Source organism: Mechercharimyces sp. CAU 1602, assembly GCF_024753565.1.
Taxonomy (GTDB): Bacteria; Bacillota; Bacilli; order Thermoactinomycetales; family JANTPT01; genus Mechercharimyces.
This window is the reverse complement of record NZ_JANTPT010000001.1, coordinates 252,894-273,337: the sequence shown is the minus strand read 5'-3', so window position 1 is coordinate 273,337 and position 20,444 is coordinate 252,894. Positions and strand designations below refer to the sequence as shown.

The window sequence follows — 20,444 nt, the reverse complement described above, 5'->3', positions numbered from 1 at the left end:
GTCTTCATTTATATAATGTAGCGAAACACCTACTCTATTCTCCCGTTATCCCCGCTGTCCACGATGACTTTCTAACATCAATGTAACTGGACCGTCGTTAGTTAGGGAGACTTCCATCATCTGTCCAAACTGTCCATTCTCCACGTGTACACCAAAGGAACGCAAGCGCTCATTAAATTGTTCATACAGCACTTCCGCTTCCTGTGGGGAGGCCGCTTCCATAAAGTTGGGTCGTCTACCCTTAAGGCAGTCTCCGTACAAGGTAAATTGTGAGACACAGAGAGCAGCGCCCCCAATATCAAGCAGTGAGCGATTCATCTTTCCTTCTTCATCTGTAAAGATACGTAGATGTACTACTTTATCCGCTAAATACTCCACATCCTGCGCTTCATCGCCATGGGTCACACCGATCAAGAGCAGTAACCCCTGTTGAATGCTCCCTACAGTCTCGTTTTGCACTGTTACCTTTGCTTCAGTTACTCTTTGTAATAATACGCGCATAGCTACCCTTTCTACTGCATCAATCGTCGAACGCTATATATATCTTTTACTTTTTTAATTCGTTCCACAACAGCTTGCAGATGCTTAATATTTTCAATCGTAATCGAAAGATGGACACGAGCCATTCCTCGTCGATCCGCTTTTCCACTTACTGCAGTCAACGTTACATTCTTCTCCGAGATCGCTTGCAATAGATCGTTAAGAAGACCCGTACGATCGAGCCCACTCACTTCAATATCCACGTTGTAAGCCTTGCTCACGCCGCCACCTTCCCATTGCACAGGGATAAGGCGTTCCTCTTCAACTGAACTCAGGTTTGGACAATCAGCACGATGTACGGAAACGCCCCGACCTTGGGTCACAAAGCCGGCAATATCATCACCTGGAACAGGATTACAACAACGAGAAAGACGCACCAAGAGGTTGCTTACCCCGATTACTTGCACACCGTGTGAAACGCGGCGTCGTTCTGGCATCGCCTTCATATCGGGAAGGGTGATCGTCTCTTTCTTCTCTTCCGGTGTAAGTCCTTGGGTGAGGCGAGTTACGACTTGTGCCGTCGTAATTCCACCATAACCAACCGCTGCGTACATATCCGTCTCATCTGAGAAGTTAAATTTATCGGCCACGACCTTCAGGCGTTCAGAAGTGATCACTTCACTAGGGTGAAAGTCATGTTTTTTCAATAACGCTTCAATCATTTCTTTTCCTTTGGCAACACTCTCTTCTCGTTGTTGCTTCTTAAACCAATTGCGGATCTTCGTGCGCGCATGGGAAGACTTCACAATTTTAAGCCAGTCGCGGCTAGGACCATAGCTGTGTTTCGAGGTGAGAATCTCAATAATGTCCCCTGTTTTTAGCTTATAGTCTAACGGAACCAGCTTTCCATTCACCTTTGCACCGATACACTGGTTCCCGATTTCTGTATGAATACGAAAGGCGAAGTCTAGAGTGATTGAACCTGCTGGCAATTCAATCACATCACCCTTGGGGGTAAAAACAAAAACAGCGTCGGAAAACCAATCCATCTTGAGGTTTTCAACAAACTCTTGTGCATCTTTTGTTTCCTGTTGTGATTCCATAATCTCTCGGAACCATTGCAATTTCTCTTCAAAGGTGCCACTGTCTACTTCAGCACCTTCTTTATATGCCCAGTGAGCCGCAATCCCGTATTCCGCCGTTCGGTGCATATCGTGAGTGCGAATTTGCACTTCGATCGGTTCTCCACGTAAACCCAATACAGTCGTATGAAGACTCTGGTACATATTCACCTTAGGCATGGCTATATAATCTTTAAAGCGACCTGGCATTGGTTTCCAAATTGTATGAATGGTACCTAGAGCGGCATAGCAATCTCTGACGTTGTTTACCAGCACACGAATCGCCAATAAATCATAGATCTCGTTAAACTGTTTATTCTTCTTCACCATTTTGCGATAAATGCTATATATATGTTTGGGTCGACCCGATACTTCCGCTTCCACCCCCATTTGTGCATAACGCTCACGCAGTTGCTGGATCACTTCATCTACATACTGCTCCCGTTCAGCTCGCTTCTGTTTCATCAAGTTGACGATACGATAGTATTGATAAGGGTTAAGATAGCGTAGTGCCGTATCTTCTAATTCCCACTTCACCCGTGAGATCCCCAAGCGATGGGCAATCGGGGCAAATATCTCTAACGTTTCATTGGCAATTCGTCTCCTCTTCGCCTCCGGAAGATATTTAAGAGTTCTCATATTGTGAAGCCGATCCGCCAGTTTAATCATAATGACACGAATATCTTCCGACATCGCGAGAAACATTTTACGGTGATTTTCTGCTTGGTGCTCTTCGGTTGACTTGTATTTTAGTTTCTTCAACTTGGTTACACCATCAACCAATTGTGCAGCTGTTTCCCCGAAATGAGTAGCAATTTCTTCTAAAGTTGTGCCCGTGTCTTCGACGACATCATGAAGTAAGGCTGCGACAAGAGTAGTCGCATCCATCTTTAACTCTGCCAAAATTTCCGTTACGGCAAGTGGATGCAGGATGTATGGCTCTCCCGATTTTCGTATTTGCTCCCGATGTGCCTCGCTCGCAAATAAATAAGCCTGGTAAAGAAGTTCCCTATCTTCTTCACTCAGGTAACTCGCTTTTTCTTGTAGTGATTCGATCGACATGGTACATTCCACCCAGAACTAAACATATTATTTATGGTTTTCCCTTTATTATCGGACAAGAGTACGAGAAAGTAAACCACCGGGGATACGGAAATATCACAGCAGAGGTCTGCTGTCTAGGAGATAGTGAGTATTGGTTTAAAAGCGCCCTAAAATATAGTGGAGGACTAACTATGCAGCTATACTTTGTGTGTAATTTATCCTATGTAAAGCGTCGAGCTTCATCTTCGTTTGTAAGACCATCGTCTTATCAAAGGTCGAGACCCTCAAATAAAAACGAAGCCCGGCCGTAAACAGCCGGGCTAGAAGAACAATTATTTCTTTACTTCCGCCGTCGTTACCATTTGTGCGAATGTGCTCAAGTGGTCAATAACATGTTGATGGCGGGTTACTTCATCAAATTGATCAGAGCGCTTAGATGAAGAAGCATCATGGATAAAAGTGAAGGTGAAACCACGATGATAACCGTCAATTATCGTAGCTAAACAACACATCGTCGAGCCATATCCAGCGATATAGATATCGTGCCCTTTAAGTGACTCCATAAATTCCTTAAACTCATTACTTGAGAAGCAAGAAAAGTCGCCTTTAATAAAAGAGTGTTCATCTGGAAGAGGTTCAAAGCCAGATACGAACTGACTATATTCAGAATCAGGATGAAAAATAGATCCTTCTTGGAGATGGCGCACATGCAAGATGGTCCAGCCTTCGTCACGTGCATGCTCTAACGCTTCTTTCGCTTTTTCTAAAGAAGGTCCAATCGTTTCAATACAGAAAGGGCGACCGTCTGTAATATATTCTTTTTGCACATCAATCATAATGAGAGCCTTTTTCTTTTCCATCATCATTCCTCCTCAATCGGTTAACGCTTTACGAATAATTGCTTCATTTAATTGTAAGCGCGATACATACGAACTGATCAACATATATTCTTCATCTGTATGCATCGCCCCACCGTATGGACCTAATCCAACTAGTAGATTAACCTCTGTCTCTGCCAGGTGGTTTGCATCACTGCCGTATCCCACTGCTTGACCCGTTACCGTCTGCCCCAGTTCTTCCCCTGCCGCTTGGGCAATCGCAAATAGTTCATCGGTGGAAGCAGGGGGCATGGCTGGTAGCGCGGCGAGCTGTTTCAAAGTTGAGGTGGTTCCCTCTTCTAGCACAGGATTATATACATAACTACGATCAGTTATTTTCCCTAATTTCTTCATAACACGCTTCAGATCCTTCTCTTCTACATAGCGTACATCAATTTTGACTGAAGCTTCCTCACAAATAACATTTGGTTTCGTACCACCTTCTACTACCCCCGGATTAACATAGGGACCACCGTCATAGTTGGTCATTTTCACCATTTTGGTCATTTTATATGCTGCTTCTGTACATGCATCTATTCCTTGCTGTGGCTCCATTCCGGCATGAGCTGCTTTTCCCTTCACATCGATCTGTAGCCACCGCACTCCCATATGAGCAGTTACAACGGAACCATCTGGTAGACCTGGTTCCAACACGAGTGCATATGATAAATCTTTCGTCAATTCTTTCAAAATGGACTTAGAGTAAACCGATCCAGTCTCTTCATCATCATTGATAACAATTCGTACTTTACTTGCTAATTCGGAATCAGTTTGGTTAAGACGCTCGGCGAGGTCGAGCATCATGACCAAACCACCCTTCATATCTATTACACCTGGACCGATGAGACGATCTCCTTCGATGCGCAATTCTTGGAACGAACTTTCCTCTTCAAACACTGTATCGAGGTGACCTACTAGAGCCAACTCTGGTTCTGCCCCTTCTTTTTCAAACGATAAAACTTTGTGTCCATTACCAGCATCATGCTCTGTTGCTTGAAAACCGATGGAAGCAAACGCATCGATTAAAATTTCTCTATTTTTCTCCAGTCCATCCGGATTGGCAGAGCCCGAATTGGTTTCTACTAACTCCCGTAAAACCTCTATCCAACGCTCTTCCATTCCTGCTACTCGAGGTAATGTATGTGTTGCTTCCTGCGCGGAAGCGGATGGCTGTATCAACCCTAATGCAACAAGTGCCATGATACATACCCACTGTAACGGACGGACCAACGATCGTTTCTTCACTGACAATCCTCTCACCCTCTCTAGTAATAGCGCGATCATTTTCTTTGAAAAGTAAATAAATGAATACTAAGAAGAGATATTTTTTTGTCTCCATCAGGTTTCCATCTTCTTTTGCAACTCTATACTTTTTCTTTCTTCTTCTTTTTATCTCCTTGCTCTCGGAGCATTCGTTCCATCGACTCCTCCAAGGGACCTGGTTCATGCAGACGACCCTCTGGTCGGTTTAGATGCATCGGCTCTATACCAATGTGTGAAGTAAGATCTACATCATTACTGATATGAGTGAGATCCGAAACGTCGGCTACCATCTCAACATATTCATGATCGGAAAAAGCAAAAGTATCCCCCACAACACGAAACCCATACCCTTCGTAAAAAGAAGCGAGTCGTGATTGGGCATGAAGATAGAAGCGATTGTATCCTTTCTTGCGACTAAACTGCAGTAAGAAGCGAAACAGTTGATGACCATAGCCACGACCACGATACTCAGGCCGAATCGATAAGCGCTCAAATTTCGCCACCTCAGGTAAATAACGAATACGAGCGGTCAAGACAGGTTCTTCGCCCAAGAGCCCAATCACTTGGGTCGCTGAATAATCGTTTAAATCAAATTCTTCTTCATAAGGACAATGTTGCTCGTGCATATAGACAATCGCGCGGATCATAAATGCTTTTTGTTTCTCTTCTTCATTTTCTACTACCTTAATAATTAATTCATCCTCCTCTGAGGAAAGGGAAGAAGACTGGATCGAACCAGATGGGGTAAGAGGCTCCTCTTCCTGCAACAATCCCTCGCTTAACCGATAAGTGTGATTGTTCACCTGAACGGTAGCGGCTGATTCTCGGAACGAGCGTAAAATATCCTCAATCACACGTGGGGCCATCCCTTCTGCTCCATTACGAATAGCAGTGGCCGACACCTTATCTACTCTGCGAACCGCATAGGGATATATCCATCCCGATTCATCATAGATGCGGCGCACCCACATTCCCCCGAGGTCGCTCCCATGAATGCCATGGAGCCGCTTTCCAGGGTTATGCTCTTTTATTTTACGAATGATACCGTAAAATCCATGGTGTAAGTAGGTATCCTCATAAGCGAGCACCTCAATTTTATCTTGTAAGCCTGCTTCAGCAACTGCCCACTCCATCATTTGTTTACGTGTATCAAACTCATAAAAGCGGTTACCTGTGGGGAAGTAGTTAACATGCACATCTGCTTTCGATGTACGACCATAAACCCGCATACCTTGCTGCCGTTCAGCTATCACAATTTCTCCTTTGGCTAATGCATCTGCATGCAATTTAGGAACCACGGTAGAGTGAATGATCACCTTCTCCAATCCTCGTTCTTCCATCGCTTGCTTTACAATTGCCAGATGAGTGTTATGAAAAGGATTGAAAGTACCGAAGAAGATTCCGATCCCGCCTTTGCGCGGAATTACCGAACGCAGATCAGATAACATTCCGATACCAAATACTAACGCACCAAACAGCAACCCCGAGAAAATGAAAACAGGACGCATCCAGCCAATCCCAAGTGCCGCAGCGGCGGTAACTAAAATATTAAACGCTAACCCCCATGCCACATTACGATTCACATTACCTATTTCACGGTTGGCTAGGGTGATCGCCACATATTGAATCCCTTGTGAGGCAGCAGTTGTCAACAACGAGATACCCAACACTCCACCCAGTGCATCTGCATTTGCCACCGTAATCACACCGCTAGCCAAGAACACATAAAAAACAACCAGATTAAATACCCATTGTGCAGCAAACCGTCCTACACGCCCTGGGGTAACAAAAGCGGTTTTAAAACAAAGCCATTCATCAATCTTATTGCTGATACGCGAATAGTATGGAAGAAATATAGCTACGAATAAGGAGACAGATACCAACCCTGCATTAAACCAATCTTGATTGGGGTAAGCATAAGCTACATACATCAGTACCCCAACTAAGTACCCTAGCAATGTTGAAAAGCTTCGCAAATATGATTGAAACCGCTTCATACTCCTCCACCTCCTACTTTAATTTTCCTTGCCCTATAGAGACTCTCTTAAATAATAACTACTATACTTACGAGAATAATTATATTGCTATTACAATTATATTCAATAGCATTATTTATCACCTTTTGTCGAATAGTAAAAATTATTATTCTACAGTATTTCCTATTTCCTATAGGTATCAGGGGATTCTAACGATAAAAAAGACCCGCCACTGAGGACGGGTACTTGATTACCTGTATACTATATGATCCTAGGAGAAAAGCGTGCTCCCATTTTTTTTGCGTACCGTGATAGAGATGGCACTAAACACAATCGCGGCAAAGAAAATCATGATATTTAAATATACCTCTCCAGTTGTAAACATAAGGATAGGCGCGATCACCACACCCCCATACCCCGTGACTTCAAACGAAAAAATCAATTTTTTCCATACCTTCACAATATACTCTTTAAAATATAACTCACCAGGCGTAAAAAGTTCACGAAATAATAACACGAATAAAGAAACCATCCAAATCCCAAAAACAAATAATCCCAGCCAAGCGAATCCCGAAATCATCTTCGAGAAAAACTCCTGTATTACTTCCATTATTCTCTCGCTCCTTCTATTTCTTGCCCTCACTCCTGTGCAGGCTCATCATAGCAACAATATACAACATATTGGTCAATAATTCCATTTATCCCATAAATCCTCTAGCTCTTTTTCCCACTTGCCTTTCCGCTTTTCCCACTCTTTTTTAAGCTTCTCTTTCGTCTTTTCAAGTTCATCGCGCATTTTCTCTTTTTCCTTTTCTCTCTCTTGTTCTTGAGGAGGCTCTTGCTCCGTTACCAAAGACTGATCAAACGCTTGTGCCTTTGTACCCTCTAACACGTCGCTCATCATTTCACGGAAAAGAGAGGTTGCTGTTTCACTACTGGACGAGGAGAGCACATGCTTCTCATCTGTCTGATCATAGCCCAACCATACTGCACCGACAAGAGTAGGGGTATAACCGACGAACCAATGATCCTTATCTCCACTCCAACCTCGCGGAGCCTCTGTCGAACCGGTTTTACCTGCCAATGCATAGCCCGGTATAGCCGCTTTTTCTCCCGTCCCCTCCTGAATCACGCCTTGTAATAGCGCGGTCATCTCTTGAGCCACCTGCTCTGTAGTTACGCGAATCGATTTTTTATACCATTTCGCCAAAATGTGACCTTCTTTATCCTCAATTCGCAATATCGCATGCGCTTCCACTCGCACTCCTTTATTAGCAAAGGTCGCATACGCTTGTGCCATCTGTAAGGGCGAGGTTCCTTCCTGCATCCCACCCAATGCAAGACCGAGGCGCTGATCTTCTGCTGTCAATGGAATACCAAAGCGTTCTACTGCATTCATCCCCTGTTGCAAACCTATCTGATCCAATAGCCACACAGCCGGTATGTTGTACGAATGGACCACCGCTTCTTTCATTGTCACTTCACCACGATACTGACCATCTGCATTATTTGGGGCATAGCCTCCTATGTTAATGGGTTCATCCTTTAGGGGCGCGTAAAGCGAATACCCTTGTTCCAAAGCAGGGGTATATACAGCCAGTGGCTTGAGCGTGGAGCCAGGTTGACGCCGTAACTGAGTCGCATGGTTAAAGCCACGAAACACATGCTTTCCTCTTCCTCCTACCAAAGCTCGGACTCCACCACTCATAGGGTCCATTAAGACAGAGCCGCTTTGCAAAAGCTGATCAGAGGTACTCGCAGGAAAGTGGTCTGCATTAGCATACACTTTTTCTACAGCTGCCTGCATCCGGGGGTCTAGTTCAGTATAAATGGAATAACCTCCAGCCAACATTTCGTTTTCCGTTAACCCATAGCGAGCTGTAGCTTCCTGCAAAATATAGTCGACATAGTAAGGGTACTTCCCCTCATATGCGTCTAATTTTTTACCTTGTAAGATCAGTTCACTCTCTTTGCTTGTTTGTACCTCTGCTCGCTCCAAAAACCCTTGCTTTTCCATGAGATCAAGAACAAGATTGCGCCGTTTGATCGCAGCTTCATCATTTTTAAAGGGAGATAGGGTGGAGGGTGCACGCAAGAGCCCCACCAACAGAGCAGATTCACTAGCAGACAACTTCGTTACTTCTTTACCGAAATAAATTTCAGCCGCCTGCCCAATTCCCCACGCTCCTTCACCAAAGTAGACGGAGTTCAAATATAGCTCCAGAATCTCTTCTTTCTCATATTCCTGTTCAACTTTGTATGCATATAGAGCTTCCTTCGCCTTCCGCTCCCACGTACGTTCATGACTTAATATTACGTTTTTCACTAATTGTTGCGTAATGGTACTTCCCCCCTGCTCCACCTCACCGGCGAGCATATTGGTCAAGGTTGCACGCACTAAACCTATTACATCAACACCAGAATGATAAAAAAAACGCTGATCCTCCGTCGCCACAGCCGCCTGTACCAGGTGTGTAGGAAACTGATCGTATCCCACCCACTTCACATTGGTAGCTGAAATGGTTGTTGCTAATTCTCCGTTCTTATCGTATATCTTGGTAGGGCGAGCGTTTAGTTCCTCCAATTTTTCTACAGAGAGAAATAGTGTTGCTCCATGTAATAGAAGAAAAAATAGCATAATAAGAAGAAGCACGACAAGAAAGAGGCGCATCCACCACGAATGCTTCCACAATTGCTTCAACCCTTGCTTAATGGAAAATGAAGACCTATTCATGCGTCATTACACCTCTGTCCTCTTCTTCTAATCTAAGTGGCTATTCTACCATATTTCGTTCTTTCATACCTTCTTCGCATACAGACAAATAGCGGCAATATTGACATGCCCTCCCTACCTGTGCAGGAAAGTAGGTTGGATCGTCTGTCAAATGTAATCGCTTCGCCATCTGACTCCATTCTTCTCGCGCGCCCTGCAACCAGTCTTCATCGACCGTAAAGGATACCTCCTCATCTGGAGTGATAAAGTAGAGAGTAGCGCGAGCAATGTTCAACTTGTAAAGATCCTGCATCGCCAAGGTGTATAGTTGCATCTGTGCAAGATAGGTTTGAGCGACTTCCCATACTTCTTCACTACTGATCGCATTAGTCTTATAATCAACCAATTCCCACTCACCTGAAGGGAGACGTTGCAGACGATCGATCACTCCTTCCACTTTCATCGTACCTAAATGATATAGAAAGCGCTCCTCTACACGTAAATGGATCCCCTGTCGCTCACGATAAAATCGGCTCTGAACAAATGTGTCTACAAGCGGTCTGATCTCACGTTCAACTTCTTTCCTCACAGCCGCTCGAGGAACACATTCTCCAATTACCTGGGAAATAATTGTGTGAATCATACCCTCCTTCTCAGCTTCAACAAGAGATAATTCTTCTGCTATCCGATGAATAAGCGTCCCTCTCTCAGCTGGAGATAAAAGTGGACGCCGCTCTCGCTCTACCGGTGCTGAAAACTGATCCTGTTCCAGAGAGGGCAAGCGCAACACATAGCGTAAATAATAGGCTCGCGGACATTCTTGAAGCTTCATTAACTCAGTCACACTAATCTGAAGCGCATCTGCTTCTGTTAGCCCATAAGGCTCTAGCCATGAGAAATGTTCTGCTTCAAGAGGCGGCTCACGATCGCTTGCTTCTTGCAAATAAGCATCCAAGTAACTTTTCTCTTCACTAGACTGCCCACCGTCTTCGATGCGGAGAGGAGTGATTACCTTCAGCTGTATTCCTTCTCTAAACGGCCACCGCCCCCTTGTCTCATCTATATGATTATAGCCGATTATCGCATCGAGCCAATGACTCCACGATTCAGCTGCAATCAGAGAACGCCCCTCTTTCTCTATATATGTTTTGGGTATACCACTTAACAGCAGTTGATCCTCTGCTCGTGTCAATGCTACATAAAGAAGGCGCACACGCTCTTCTTGATCAAGGCGATCGTGCGCCTCTTTCATCTCCACATAACGGTAAGTCTCTATCACTTCTCCCTCATCATTGCGCAAGCGTAAAGAAATCCCCTGTTTGGGATCAAACAAGATCTCATCACTGTTGCGGCTCAGCTTTTGCCCCATATCTGGAACGAAGACAAGAGGAAACTCTAACCCTTTTGCTTGATGAATCGTCATGATTTGTACGCTATCCCGCTCATCAAGCGCTACGGGCGCCTCCATCTCCTCCCCTTGCTTCATTCGCTCCCCAATATATAATAAGAAAGCGTGGAGCGAATATTGTTGTTGTGGCGGTCGTTGCCGCGCGCTCTCGATCAATTTATCTATATTGGCTTGCGCGCGCTCCGCTCCAGTTGTTGCCCACAAGGTATGACGATACCCGCTTCTGTCTAGGAGCCACGTAAGCCACTCGGCGAGAGGAATCCGTCCCAATCGATCAAATGCCTCTGTAAACAAATGAACGATATCATCTAGTTTTTCTTGTTCTGCTGTCGGCAAAACACCCTCGTCCATTGTAAGTATCGCTGTCCATGTTCCGCCCTGTTGAAGACGTTCTGTCAACTGAACCAAAGTCGTATCGGAGATCGCACAAAAAGGGGAGCGCAATACCCCAGCGAGAGAGAGCACATCTTTTGGATCCGCGAGATAATGTAGGAAGTGAAGTACGTCCACAATTTCCTGGCGCGAAAAAAAACCTCGTCCACCTACCACCTGATAAGGGATGCGCTGTTGTTGAAGCGCATGCTCATACACCTTGATGTGTGTCATTTTACGTAGGAGAATACCCATCTGCCCTGGATGCCATCCTTCCTGACACAGTTGAGTAATATGAATAGCAAGCGACTCTGCTTCCACCTCTTGATCCGTACGTTCGTCTTCCCGTTCTTTCTTATCGGGAATAGGCATGAATTGAATACCATCTACCCTTCCTTCTGCTCCTGGCTCTGCTAGTACAGGCTGATAACGCTGAAACCCTTTCTCATCTCTCATCAAGGTAGGAAAAAACAGATTGAAGAAGTGAATCAAATTGGGATTTGAGCGAAAATTGGTTGCCAATGCCACCTCGATGCCTCCACTAGAAATGACTCTTTCCCTCTCCTCTTGGAAAAGTGAAACATCTGCCCCGCGAAAACGGTAAATAGATTGCTTTGGGTCTCCCACCACAAACCATTTACCTGGAGTGGTTTCCACTGCACGGAGCTGAGTGAGGATTTTCATCTGCATCGGATTCGTATCTTGAAATTCGTCCACCATCAAGTACCGAATGCTACGACCAATATGCTTACATATAGAAGGATGTTCTCGTAGCAATCCATCCATACGCCATTGCAACTCATCGAAGTCAAGCGCTCCGAGCTCCTTCTTTGATTCCTCATAGTGCACCTCCGTACGGTGCATCAATGCAAACCAGACCCCTAGTGCCGCTCTTTCTTGCGGAAGTGTCATTCTGCCACGCGTTTGATGAATCAGCTTCTCTACTTCCTCTTTTAAGCGATCGCGCGGAACTAAAACCTCCTCCTTCTTGCCCCAGTTTCCTTTCAACAAATGGAGAAGATCCTCCAACAGTGGCAATAAGGCGAGCGGCTTACGGTCGCCATGTACGAAACCCGATCCTTGATCTTGCCACCAAGCTTGAAATTGCGATAATTTCTTACTCTTAATCCCTTGTAGGAGTGCTAGCGTGGTCGCCGTCTCCAGCAGAAGTATCAGCGAAGATTGTTGCCATTCGTCTAACTGACTCTCCAATTCGTTTAACTGAGACGTGGTCACCTCCTTCCATTCTTCCAGTGTCTGTCCACTTCCCATCCGCTCTGCCACGCTATGACTTAACACCTGAATCGCTTCTTCTTTTCCCCAAGCGATTACCATCTTTCGGACAGCTTTTGCCCCCTCTTCCTCATCTGAAGGGTGAAACAATTCTTTTAAGGCTGCTTCGGCCGCACGCTCACGATAATGTTTTGCCTCTACTTCCTCCAGTACCGTAAACTGCGGATCTACTCCTGCTTCGATGGGGAATTGAGATAGCCAATGACGACAAAAAGCATGGATGGTTGTAATATGGGCACGCTCAAACTCAGCGATCCGTTGACTCCATTGCTCTGCTTGATGTAACTGAGATTGTGCTAAACATGCTTCCATGCGCTTACGCATCCCTACACGGATACGCTTTTTCATTTCTATTGCCGCTTTTTCCGTAAACGTAATTGCGACAACTTGCTCTAAGATCCTACAATCATCTCGGTGATATTCTAACAAATTGAGATATCGCTCCACTAGGACGCGCGTTTTTCCTGACCCTGCCCCCGCACTAACAATACAATCCACTGCAAGCGCATTTACTGCTTGTTCTTGTTCGGCTGTCATCTTTATAGCCACTCTCATTCCCCCCTTCCATGCTCCAAGCGAACGCGACACACTGTTTGGAATGGACAATACGTTGGGCACGCTCCATGCGGCTGAACTGCGTAATCTCCCTGCTCACTCTTCTCAATCTGCGTTTGCACATGGCGTCCTACCTGCTCTAAAACTTGCTCGCGTGCTTCTATGGCCATAAGAGTACGCACACGCTCACTAATACCAAAGCGCGAAGCGTCCTCCTTCCGCCAGATCCCCTTGTTTCGTATATGAGTTGGGGGCTTTCCCGCTTTCATCCGTGCCCCTTCAAAAAACGCCGCCCCTACAGCCTGTTCATCTGACAACTGGAAGCCTGCCTGTACTGCCCGCAAATAAAGAGGGAGTTGTACATCCATCCCTTTCACTATCTCTTCGTTGTCTGGGGCACTACCTGATTTATAATCAAAGATCGTATAAAAACCATCCCTATCCACATCTACCCGATCTACCTTTCCGCGCAGCAGGATAGAAAAGTGAGCAGTCAGCGGCACCTGGACTGGCATAGATAGAGAAGCGGGATCCACTTCCCCACGCTTCACTTTTTCCTCCTCTACTGCTTGTCCAAAAGACCACTCTAAATAACGCGGACGCACATTTATCTCCTCTTCACGCCAAGCGAGGTCGTGTTCAACCATTGTACGAACACGCTGACGCACACGCCCCCACTCAATCTGAGCCTCCATACCATCAGGATCGAGATGATAATATTCCATCGCCTCAATCCATGTCGAATCCATGACGGCCTCTAAACGCTCCAGCGCACGCTCACGTTCACACTGGGTGAGTGCATGCTCTCGGTAAGCATTCCAAAAGCGGCACAACATACGGTGGATCACTTCCCCCCGTGCCAGCGCAGTCAAACCTTCTCCCATTTCCGGCGAAGACAGTAAACCCATACCCCTAGAGAGTAAAAAACGAAAACGGCACCGGGCTAACTCATTTAGCATGGAAGCACTCCACACCCGTTCCTGTCCCCTGGCATCAAAGAGAGATTCATGTGCATAAGGCTGTAACACGCCAGCAAAAGCGGGTGCTTGCCCTCGCTCCCGCGCTCGTTCGATCTGAATCCGTTCCTCGACTCGCCTCATCCACTTCGGAGCCCGCCGACGCATCTCTTCCAACATATCTCTACTCATCTGTACCGCGTGCGATTCAGCAGAGGAGGGCGCGTGAGCAAGCAAGGATATCGCTCGTTCCAACCCCCTATGTGGTGTTAAAGCACTCTCCCACGAGATAGGTAATAGATGAGATTCCTCTGTCCTCGCAAGCGAATCCCGGATTCTACCCACCACATTTTCTACCTCTTCCACAAACAAAGAAGGGAGCTGTTCTCGTCCTGCACCGGTATATGCGGAATACGAAAGCAGTAACTTTTCTTGGGCCGCGTTAACACTAGTAAAAAAGGGGTACGCCTGTTTACTGCGCAGTTCGTCTGAGGTAGAAAGCCACACCCCCTCATCCCTCAGGCGCAGACGCTCCTGATCCGGGACGAGCCAATCGTCACGATAGGGGCGAGGCCAACTCCCCTCCACACATCCAAAGAGACAAACCAGCCTGTACGATTCGGCCTGTAGCTGATTGGGAGAAAGAAGACGTACCCCTCCACGTCTACCTGGGCGTCGCTCCACTTCCACCCGTTCTGTCATTCGCTCCAACAAGCGAATAAAATCTATCACCTCCATCTGCTCACTCTTACCATCTTGTTGACTTTCTCTTATAAACGATTGCCATTGCTTCGTTACTTCCATTAATGATTGCCAAGCATTCATCTCCTCCAAACGTAGACGCATCCGCTTTTGATCCTTCAATTCCACAGCAGAAAGCTGAGGACGAACCGCTGTCAACCAAGTATGAAACCAGGTTAACCAGTCTGACTTAGTAGCCAGTTCAGGCACTTCATATACCCATTCACCCACTCGCCGTAGAAGCTCTAGCGCTAAAAATTCCGACTCCATCTCACTCTGACGCTCAATCGCTGTTAACGTTTCATCCCACTGAGAGCGTCCACTAATCTGTGTAAAATCAGACTTCCACTGTTGCCACTGCGATCTGCTCTCGGCATGTGCCCATGGTAAATAAGGACTTTCTAGTAAACGCCCCCATGCTCTCTGTTCTCCAGTAGCTGCCCGAAGAGCATAAAGAATCATTTGCATCCATGGATGAAAGTGTAATACCACCCGCTCCGACTCTACCAGCGGCAATCCCGCCTCTTCCAGTGCATGTCGCAAAGGTGATTCATATCGCTGCCGATCAGTCAGCACCAGAGCCACCTCAGCCAGTGAGGCTCCCGATTCTCTTAACCACCGCTTCACGTGCGCCACTTGTTGTTCCACTTCCTGCTTTACGCTGGTTCCCTGTATAATCTGTACCGCCCCGTCGTTTCGTTCACACTGAGTCGGATGTGAACGAAATAACTGTTCGTCCAATTGGATAAGCGCGCTTTGTTTAGGCACTCGTTGCTCTTCATCTAGTTGTATCTGCTCCACATAAAACCCTCTTTGTTGCAACTTCTCCACTGTACGCCAAGTCTGCGCGAACAACTGCGGTCGCTTTGGATCCGCCACCAGGTGTACGTTTACTTGGACACCTGCTGTTACTAATTGAATTAAAAGTTGTTCCTGTAATGGGTATATATCGTTAAAATGCTCGAGCACCACTCGGGTGGGCAACTCTATTTCGCCTGCTTTCACCTGCTCGATCAACGCAAAATAAGGCTCCTCATGATCCCAACAATCATGTTGCGCAAGCTGATCATGATAGGCACGATATATAGCAGCCAACTCTTGATACTTCTCCCCTTTGTCCTGCCACATATGCTCCATGCGAGTCGGACGCAATCCCGATCGCTTCATCTCACCAATAAAAAATTCCATCCGCTCCAGCCAACCTGCACGTTCCTGTGCTTCATGGAAATAACGATACCCTTGTGCTTGCCCTACCTGCTCAACTGCTTGTTGAATGATAAGCCCCTGCTCAACCGAGGTCATCAACCGCACTGAAGAGTGTGACAATAACCGACGAACCCACTGGTCAAAGGTTTGTACCTCAATCCGCACTTCAGGAGGAAGGGACAATTCAGTCAATCTTTGCTGCCATGCTCGCACTATGCGTACTCCAGGCACCACATAATGGATCTTAGCTGATGACGGCCCTCCCCACAAACTCATCTGCCCAATACCCACTTTCCGATCGTGTACGGGATGAAGATAGATCGTTCCTCCTGCCATCTGCGGTTTCTCCTTTCTCATACATAAATGCCACGTATAACGGTCACCTTAGTTAGTGTCTTTCATTTTATCATAGATAGGAGGTTTGCTAACATGAACAAAAAGAAAGCCCTCCATGAGGGCGAGCTCCAAGATGGAAAGGTCACACACGATAACCTCAGTGCCGAAGCGATGGAAGAGGCACAAGAAAGTGCCACTCAAGCGATCCAGGATTCGATGGAGCAAGCAGGTCCTGCACGACCACAGGAATCGCAACGCAGAAACCGCAGTTAATGTGGCTGGTGTAATCACACCCTCTATGATGATGAAGAACTCTCCTATGTACGATGGCAAGGTAAAATGCTTCACTTGCCATCGTCTTTTTCCACTCCTATTCCGTCTGATAAAAAGAGAGATCCCAACTTACCTCTACTTCTTCAAAAAATTCGAGATAAGTGGTTGCGATGCGCGTCGCTTGCTTATTCGCCCAGTCAATATCGGTAGCATACTGATGCACCCCTGGATTAACCGGATTCCACCGCATTTTGTAAAGCGTGTTTTGCCCCACATGAATGTAGGTGTCCGCAATGTATCGTACCCCACCCATAATCGCACGCGAGACCGAACTCCATCCTTGCTCTTTGGCATAACGAGCCCCGTTCTCCTCCGGATTGCTGTCATATGCTTTAATTCCATAGACGTTGTGATATCCTTCATAGCCTGGAACCGTCCCGCGGGCGAGGTTGCTCGTCCCCCCACCTGTCTCCAGATTCGCGTGAATTACCAAATAGATAGGGTCTACTTGATAAACCATTCCCGCTACCAAAAAGATTAATCCCATGCCCTCTAACACGCCCTTGCCCATCAAAAAGGAATCCAGTTGCTCTGCTGTTACACTTGGAACTGTACCTAAATTGAGATGCTGAAGCACTTTATCCCCCATAAGCGAGTTCATCGGGTTCATCTGTGCCTCTACCTCTTCTTTGGTTGCCGGAATAAACCCCTGACCCGCCTCATACTTAAGCGGGGGATAATCCTCCAATCCGTGTTGAATATCAACTGCTTCTGCCAACGTCGTCGACGCACACGTCGCTTCGATCATTTTTAAACTGCCGCCAATTGCATCAGGAATACTAACTCCCATATACTTTCTCTCCCTTCAACGTTTCATATACTCGTTCACTTATTCTATGAATGCCTGAGGGGAGAGGGGACGGCAGGGGAAGAGGGTTAAGGAGCATGTGGTGGGATAAAAAAACAGGCGAACCCGTTATACCTGGGTGCACCTGTTTCCACTCATTTATTACTTCGTCCCAGCTTCAGACAATACTTCTTCAGGAACGACAATCTCGCTACCATCTTGCTTAAAGGTAGAAGTGATGTCTATTTTCATATCTACAACAATTCCATTCATTGGTGACGTCATTTCTACTACCTGATCTACGGTACTTATCTCATACGTTTTCTTATTGATGCGCGTTACCTGTTCCAGGCTGTTAAATTTAAGCTCTCCTTTGTCATACATAACTTTTTGTTCACTATTCATATTCAGCATTTTGCTCATCTCAGTCAGATACATTAAGCCCTCTATAACCTCATGCAAAGCTTTAAAAGTAGGTGTCACAGCCAGTTGAAGCCGGCATAGGATAAACTATCTTGCTTGGATGGGGGAGGATTTTATGGGGCAAAAAAATGAATTGGACGAGTGTTGTCTTCGAACCAATACAAATCGCAAAGGGAAGAGACAGGAATTTATCGCCAATGGGCAAGGAGGGATGTTTACCTTTCACCCTGAAGGGATGCAATTTACGTTGCCTTTAGAAAAACATAGAGAAGAGAGGGTTTCTCCACTTAGGTTACTCTGGATGAACCCATGTACGGACCTCATTCTTATGGGAGACAAATTAGTCGAGGACGGCTGGTTTCAAGAAACAGAGTATCCTTTCCTTCGTTATCAGCGAGTCTTATGCCAAGGAGTGTGGAAGGATATTGACTTGGTCTTTTATGGTGATGAGCAACAACTAAAATACGATGTGATCATTCATCCCGGAGCTGATATTGAAGATATTCGTTTTAGTTACCAGGGGACAGAGGCGATGACCTGTAGTGAGGAGGGAGATTTGTATGTCTACACTCCCCACGGGGTCTTATGTGAAAAACATCCCATCAGCTTTCAAAAAGATCAGAGTAATAAAATCATCGTTCCAAGCTCATTCCAACTTTATCCCGACCACTCCTTTGGTTTTCATGTCGCAACTTCCTATGACCCTGAAAAGGTACTTGTTATTGATCCAGCAGTCATATTTTCCACCTACTTAGGAGGAACAGGTAGAAATGCAGGGTGTGGTATCGCCGTGGACGATATGGGAAATTCCTATGTGACAGGTGTTACCGCCTCTCCATTTAATTTCCCTGTTACCTCGGGTGCTTTTCAAACAATCAATATTGGAGAGGAAAGTGCGTTTGTAACGAAATTTAACCCTACAGGAAGCTCACTTATTTACTCTACTCTCCTAGCTGGAAATCAGTTTGATTTTGGGAACGCGATCGCTGTTGATTCTTCTAGGAATGCTTATGTAACCGGCCTGACGACATCCCCTGACTTTCCTGTTACATCTGGCAGCTTCCAAACCCAATTTATGAATGCAGATAATCAATCCTTTGTGACAAAGTTAAATCCTACAGGTACCTCTCTCATCTACTCCACCTTTTTGGGTGGTTCTGGTATTGCAAGCATCACATCTGGCAATGGAATCGCAGTAGATATGTCTAACAATGCCTATGTTACTGGTAACACAAATGCAAATAACTTCCCTACGACGCCAGGTGCCTTTCAAACGATATATAAAGGGATTGGCCCTACTCTAACCCAGAGCGATGTCTTTGTCACCAAATTTAATGAAACGGGTTCTGCACTAACTTACTCCACGTTCTTAGGGGGAATTAATCTTGATCAAAGCGGAGGCATCGTTGTTGACAAGAGCAATCAAGCATACGTGGTAGGGTGTACGTTATCAACAGATTTTCCGGTCACACCAAATGCCTTTCAAACGATCGCGATTCCAGGCAATTCATACGCGTTTGTAACGAAATTTAATGCTGCTGGTAGTGGACTTATTTATTCTACCTTATTAGGAAACGGAAATACGGAAGGGGCTGCCATTGATATCGATGGTATGAACAATGCTTATGTAACAGGATTTACTGACTCTGTAACCTTTCCGGTAACTCGTGGCGCATTTCAAACCAGACTAAATGATAGCTTGGATGCCTTTGTGACGAAATTTAATGACAGAGGAAGCCGGTTGCTCTATTCCACTTACTTAGGTGGATCATTGGATGATGAAGGCTTTGGGATTGCGGTAGATGCCCTCGGTACCGCTTGGGTTACGGGTTGCGCATCATCGACGGATTTTCCTATCACTTCGGACGCCTTTCAAGATCGAATGGGAGGAGTATCAGATGCTTTTACGACCCAAATTAGTTACTCTGGACGGGGAATTAACTTTTCTTCGTACTTAGGTGGAAATGATACGGACGAAGGCGCTGCAGTTGCCATTGACTCACAACAAAATATCTATTTCACCGGGATTACACTCTCCACAGACTTCCCTGTTAGCTTTGGTGCTTTTCAACTCTCCTTTGGACCAGTGAGTGTCTTCAGCTCTCAGGCTTTCGTCTTCAAATTAGGATCGCTTGCCCAATCAGGACCAACGGGTCCGGCAGGTCCAACAGGACCTCAAGGGCCAAGAGGACCTCGGGGAGCACGGGGACCTCGGGGGATAGGTGGAGGGGAAAGCAGCAGTTAATCACTATGGCAAATCGAATAAAACGAATGAAGGCTACTAAGTTTTTCAAGGTAGCCTCTTTTGTTGCGCAAGGCACCTATCCTATTTGTCGTGTTTACTTTTAGCAGTCAAGTAAACATCTCCGTGCTTGGAACGTACGATAGGTACGCCTATCTATGCAATTCAAAATGTAGTAAAATACACGAAAGAATATGTTTCGTCTATCTTGTTCGTTTGGCTCGACTAACAAGATTGTGCCTGCAGGAGTTAGTACTGATGGCCTACGGATCACCCCTATCCATTTGAGTAAATGGGACGCCAAGACACCATTCAGA

General features: G+C 45.9%; 13 protein-coding genes. 2 read left to right on the top strand and 11 right to left on the bottom strand.

Features of this window, described 5'->3' with window-relative positions; all coding sequences use genetic code 11:
* Window positions 1-45: 45 nt before the first annotated feature.
* From dtd to NXZ84_RS01400, 9 genes are all read right to left on the bottom strand, one after another.
* Complete coding sequence (dtd, locus tag NXZ84_RS01440) at window positions 46-501, bottom strand: D-aminoacyl-tRNA deacylase (protein ID WP_258838522.1); 456 nt, start codon at window positions 499-501, stop codon at window positions 46-48.
* Window positions 502-512: 11 nt separating this feature from the next.
* Complete coding sequence (locus NXZ84_RS01435) at window positions 513-2,663, bottom strand: RelA/SpoT family protein (RefSeq protein WP_258838521.1); 2,151 nt, start codon at window positions 2,661-2,663, stop codon at window positions 513-515.
* A gap of 314 nt (window positions 2,664-2,977) precedes the next feature.
* On the bottom strand, window positions 2,978-3,505 hold the full coding sequence (locus NXZ84_RS01430) for a cysteine hydrolase family protein (protein WP_258838520.1): 528 nt from the start codon (window positions 3,503-3,505) through the stop codon (window positions 2,978-2,980).
* 12 nt (window positions 3,506-3,517) lie between these two features.
* Entirely contained in the window at window positions 3,518-4,768 is a 1,251-nt protein-coding gene (locus tag NXZ84_RS01425) for a M20/M25/M40 family metallo-hydrolase (RefSeq protein ID WP_258838519.1), read from the bottom strand.
* A gap of 119 nt (window positions 4,769-4,887) precedes the next feature.
* On the bottom strand, window positions 4,888-6,783 hold the full coding sequence (locus NXZ84_RS01420) for a GNAT family N-acetyltransferase (RefSeq protein ID WP_258838518.1): 1,896 nt from the start codon (window positions 6,781-6,783) through the stop codon (window positions 4,888-4,890).
* Between the two features lie 250 nt (window positions 6,784-7,033).
* Complete coding sequence (locus tag NXZ84_RS01415; protein WP_258838517.1) at window positions 7,034-7,372, bottom strand: hypothetical protein; 339 nt, start codon at window positions 7,370-7,372, stop codon at window positions 7,034-7,036.
* 75 nt (window positions 7,373-7,447) lie between these two features.
* Window positions 7,448-9,496, bottom strand: a complete 2,049-nt coding sequence (locus NXZ84_RS01410; RefSeq protein ID WP_258838516.1) for a transglycosylase domain-containing protein — start codon at window positions 9,494-9,496, stop codon at window positions 7,448-7,450.
* 40 nt (window positions 9,497-9,536) lie between these two features.
* The gene (locus NXZ84_RS01405) at window positions 9,537-13,097 is read right to left on the bottom strand and encodes a UvrD-helicase domain-containing protein (protein ID WP_258838515.1); all 3,561 of its coding nucleotides are present in this window, start codon (window positions 13,095-13,097) and stop codon (window positions 9,537-9,539) included.
* Between the two features lie 2 nt (window positions 13,098-13,099).
* Window positions 13,100-16,342 (bottom strand): PD-(D/E)XK nuclease family protein, encoded by a 3,243-nt coding sequence (locus tag NXZ84_RS01400; protein ID WP_258838514.1) that lies wholly within the window; start codon window positions 16,340-16,342, stop codon window positions 13,100-13,102.
* A 93-nt stretch (window positions 16,343-16,435) separates the two neighbouring features.
* On the opposite strand from NXZ84_RS01400, the gene NXZ84_RS01395 reads away from it, so the two are divergent.
* The gene (locus NXZ84_RS01395; protein ID WP_258838513.1) at window positions 16,436-16,615 is read left to right on the top strand and encodes a hypothetical protein; all 180 of its coding nucleotides are present in this window, start codon (window positions 16,436-16,438) and stop codon (window positions 16,613-16,615) included.
* 97 nt (window positions 16,616-16,712) lie between these two features.
* Here the strand turns inward: NXZ84_RS01395 and NXZ84_RS01390 are convergent, their stop codons facing one another.
* Together NXZ84_RS01390 and NXZ84_RS01385 are read right to left on the bottom strand one after the other, a co-directional pair.
* On the bottom strand, window positions 16,713-17,465 hold the full coding sequence (locus tag NXZ84_RS01390; RefSeq protein ID WP_258838512.1) for an N-acetylglucosaminidase: 753 nt from the start codon (window positions 17,463-17,465) through the stop codon (window positions 16,713-16,715).
* Between the two features lie 159 nt (window positions 17,466-17,624).
* Complete coding sequence (locus tag NXZ84_RS01385; RefSeq protein ID WP_258838511.1) at window positions 17,625-17,876, bottom strand: DUF6612 family protein; 252 nt, start codon at window positions 17,874-17,876, stop codon at window positions 17,625-17,627.
* A 124-nt stretch (window positions 17,877-18,000) separates the two neighbouring features.
* Between NXZ84_RS01385 and NXZ84_RS01380 the strand changes: the two genes are divergently transcribed.
* Window positions 18,001-20,130 carry an SBBP repeat-containing protein gene (locus NXZ84_RS01380; protein ID WP_258838510.1) on the top strand — a complete coding sequence of 710 codons (2,130 nt, stop codon included), beginning with the start codon at window positions 18,001-18,003 and terminating at the stop codon, window positions 20,128-20,130.
* Window positions 20,131-20,444 lie beyond the last annotated feature (314 nt).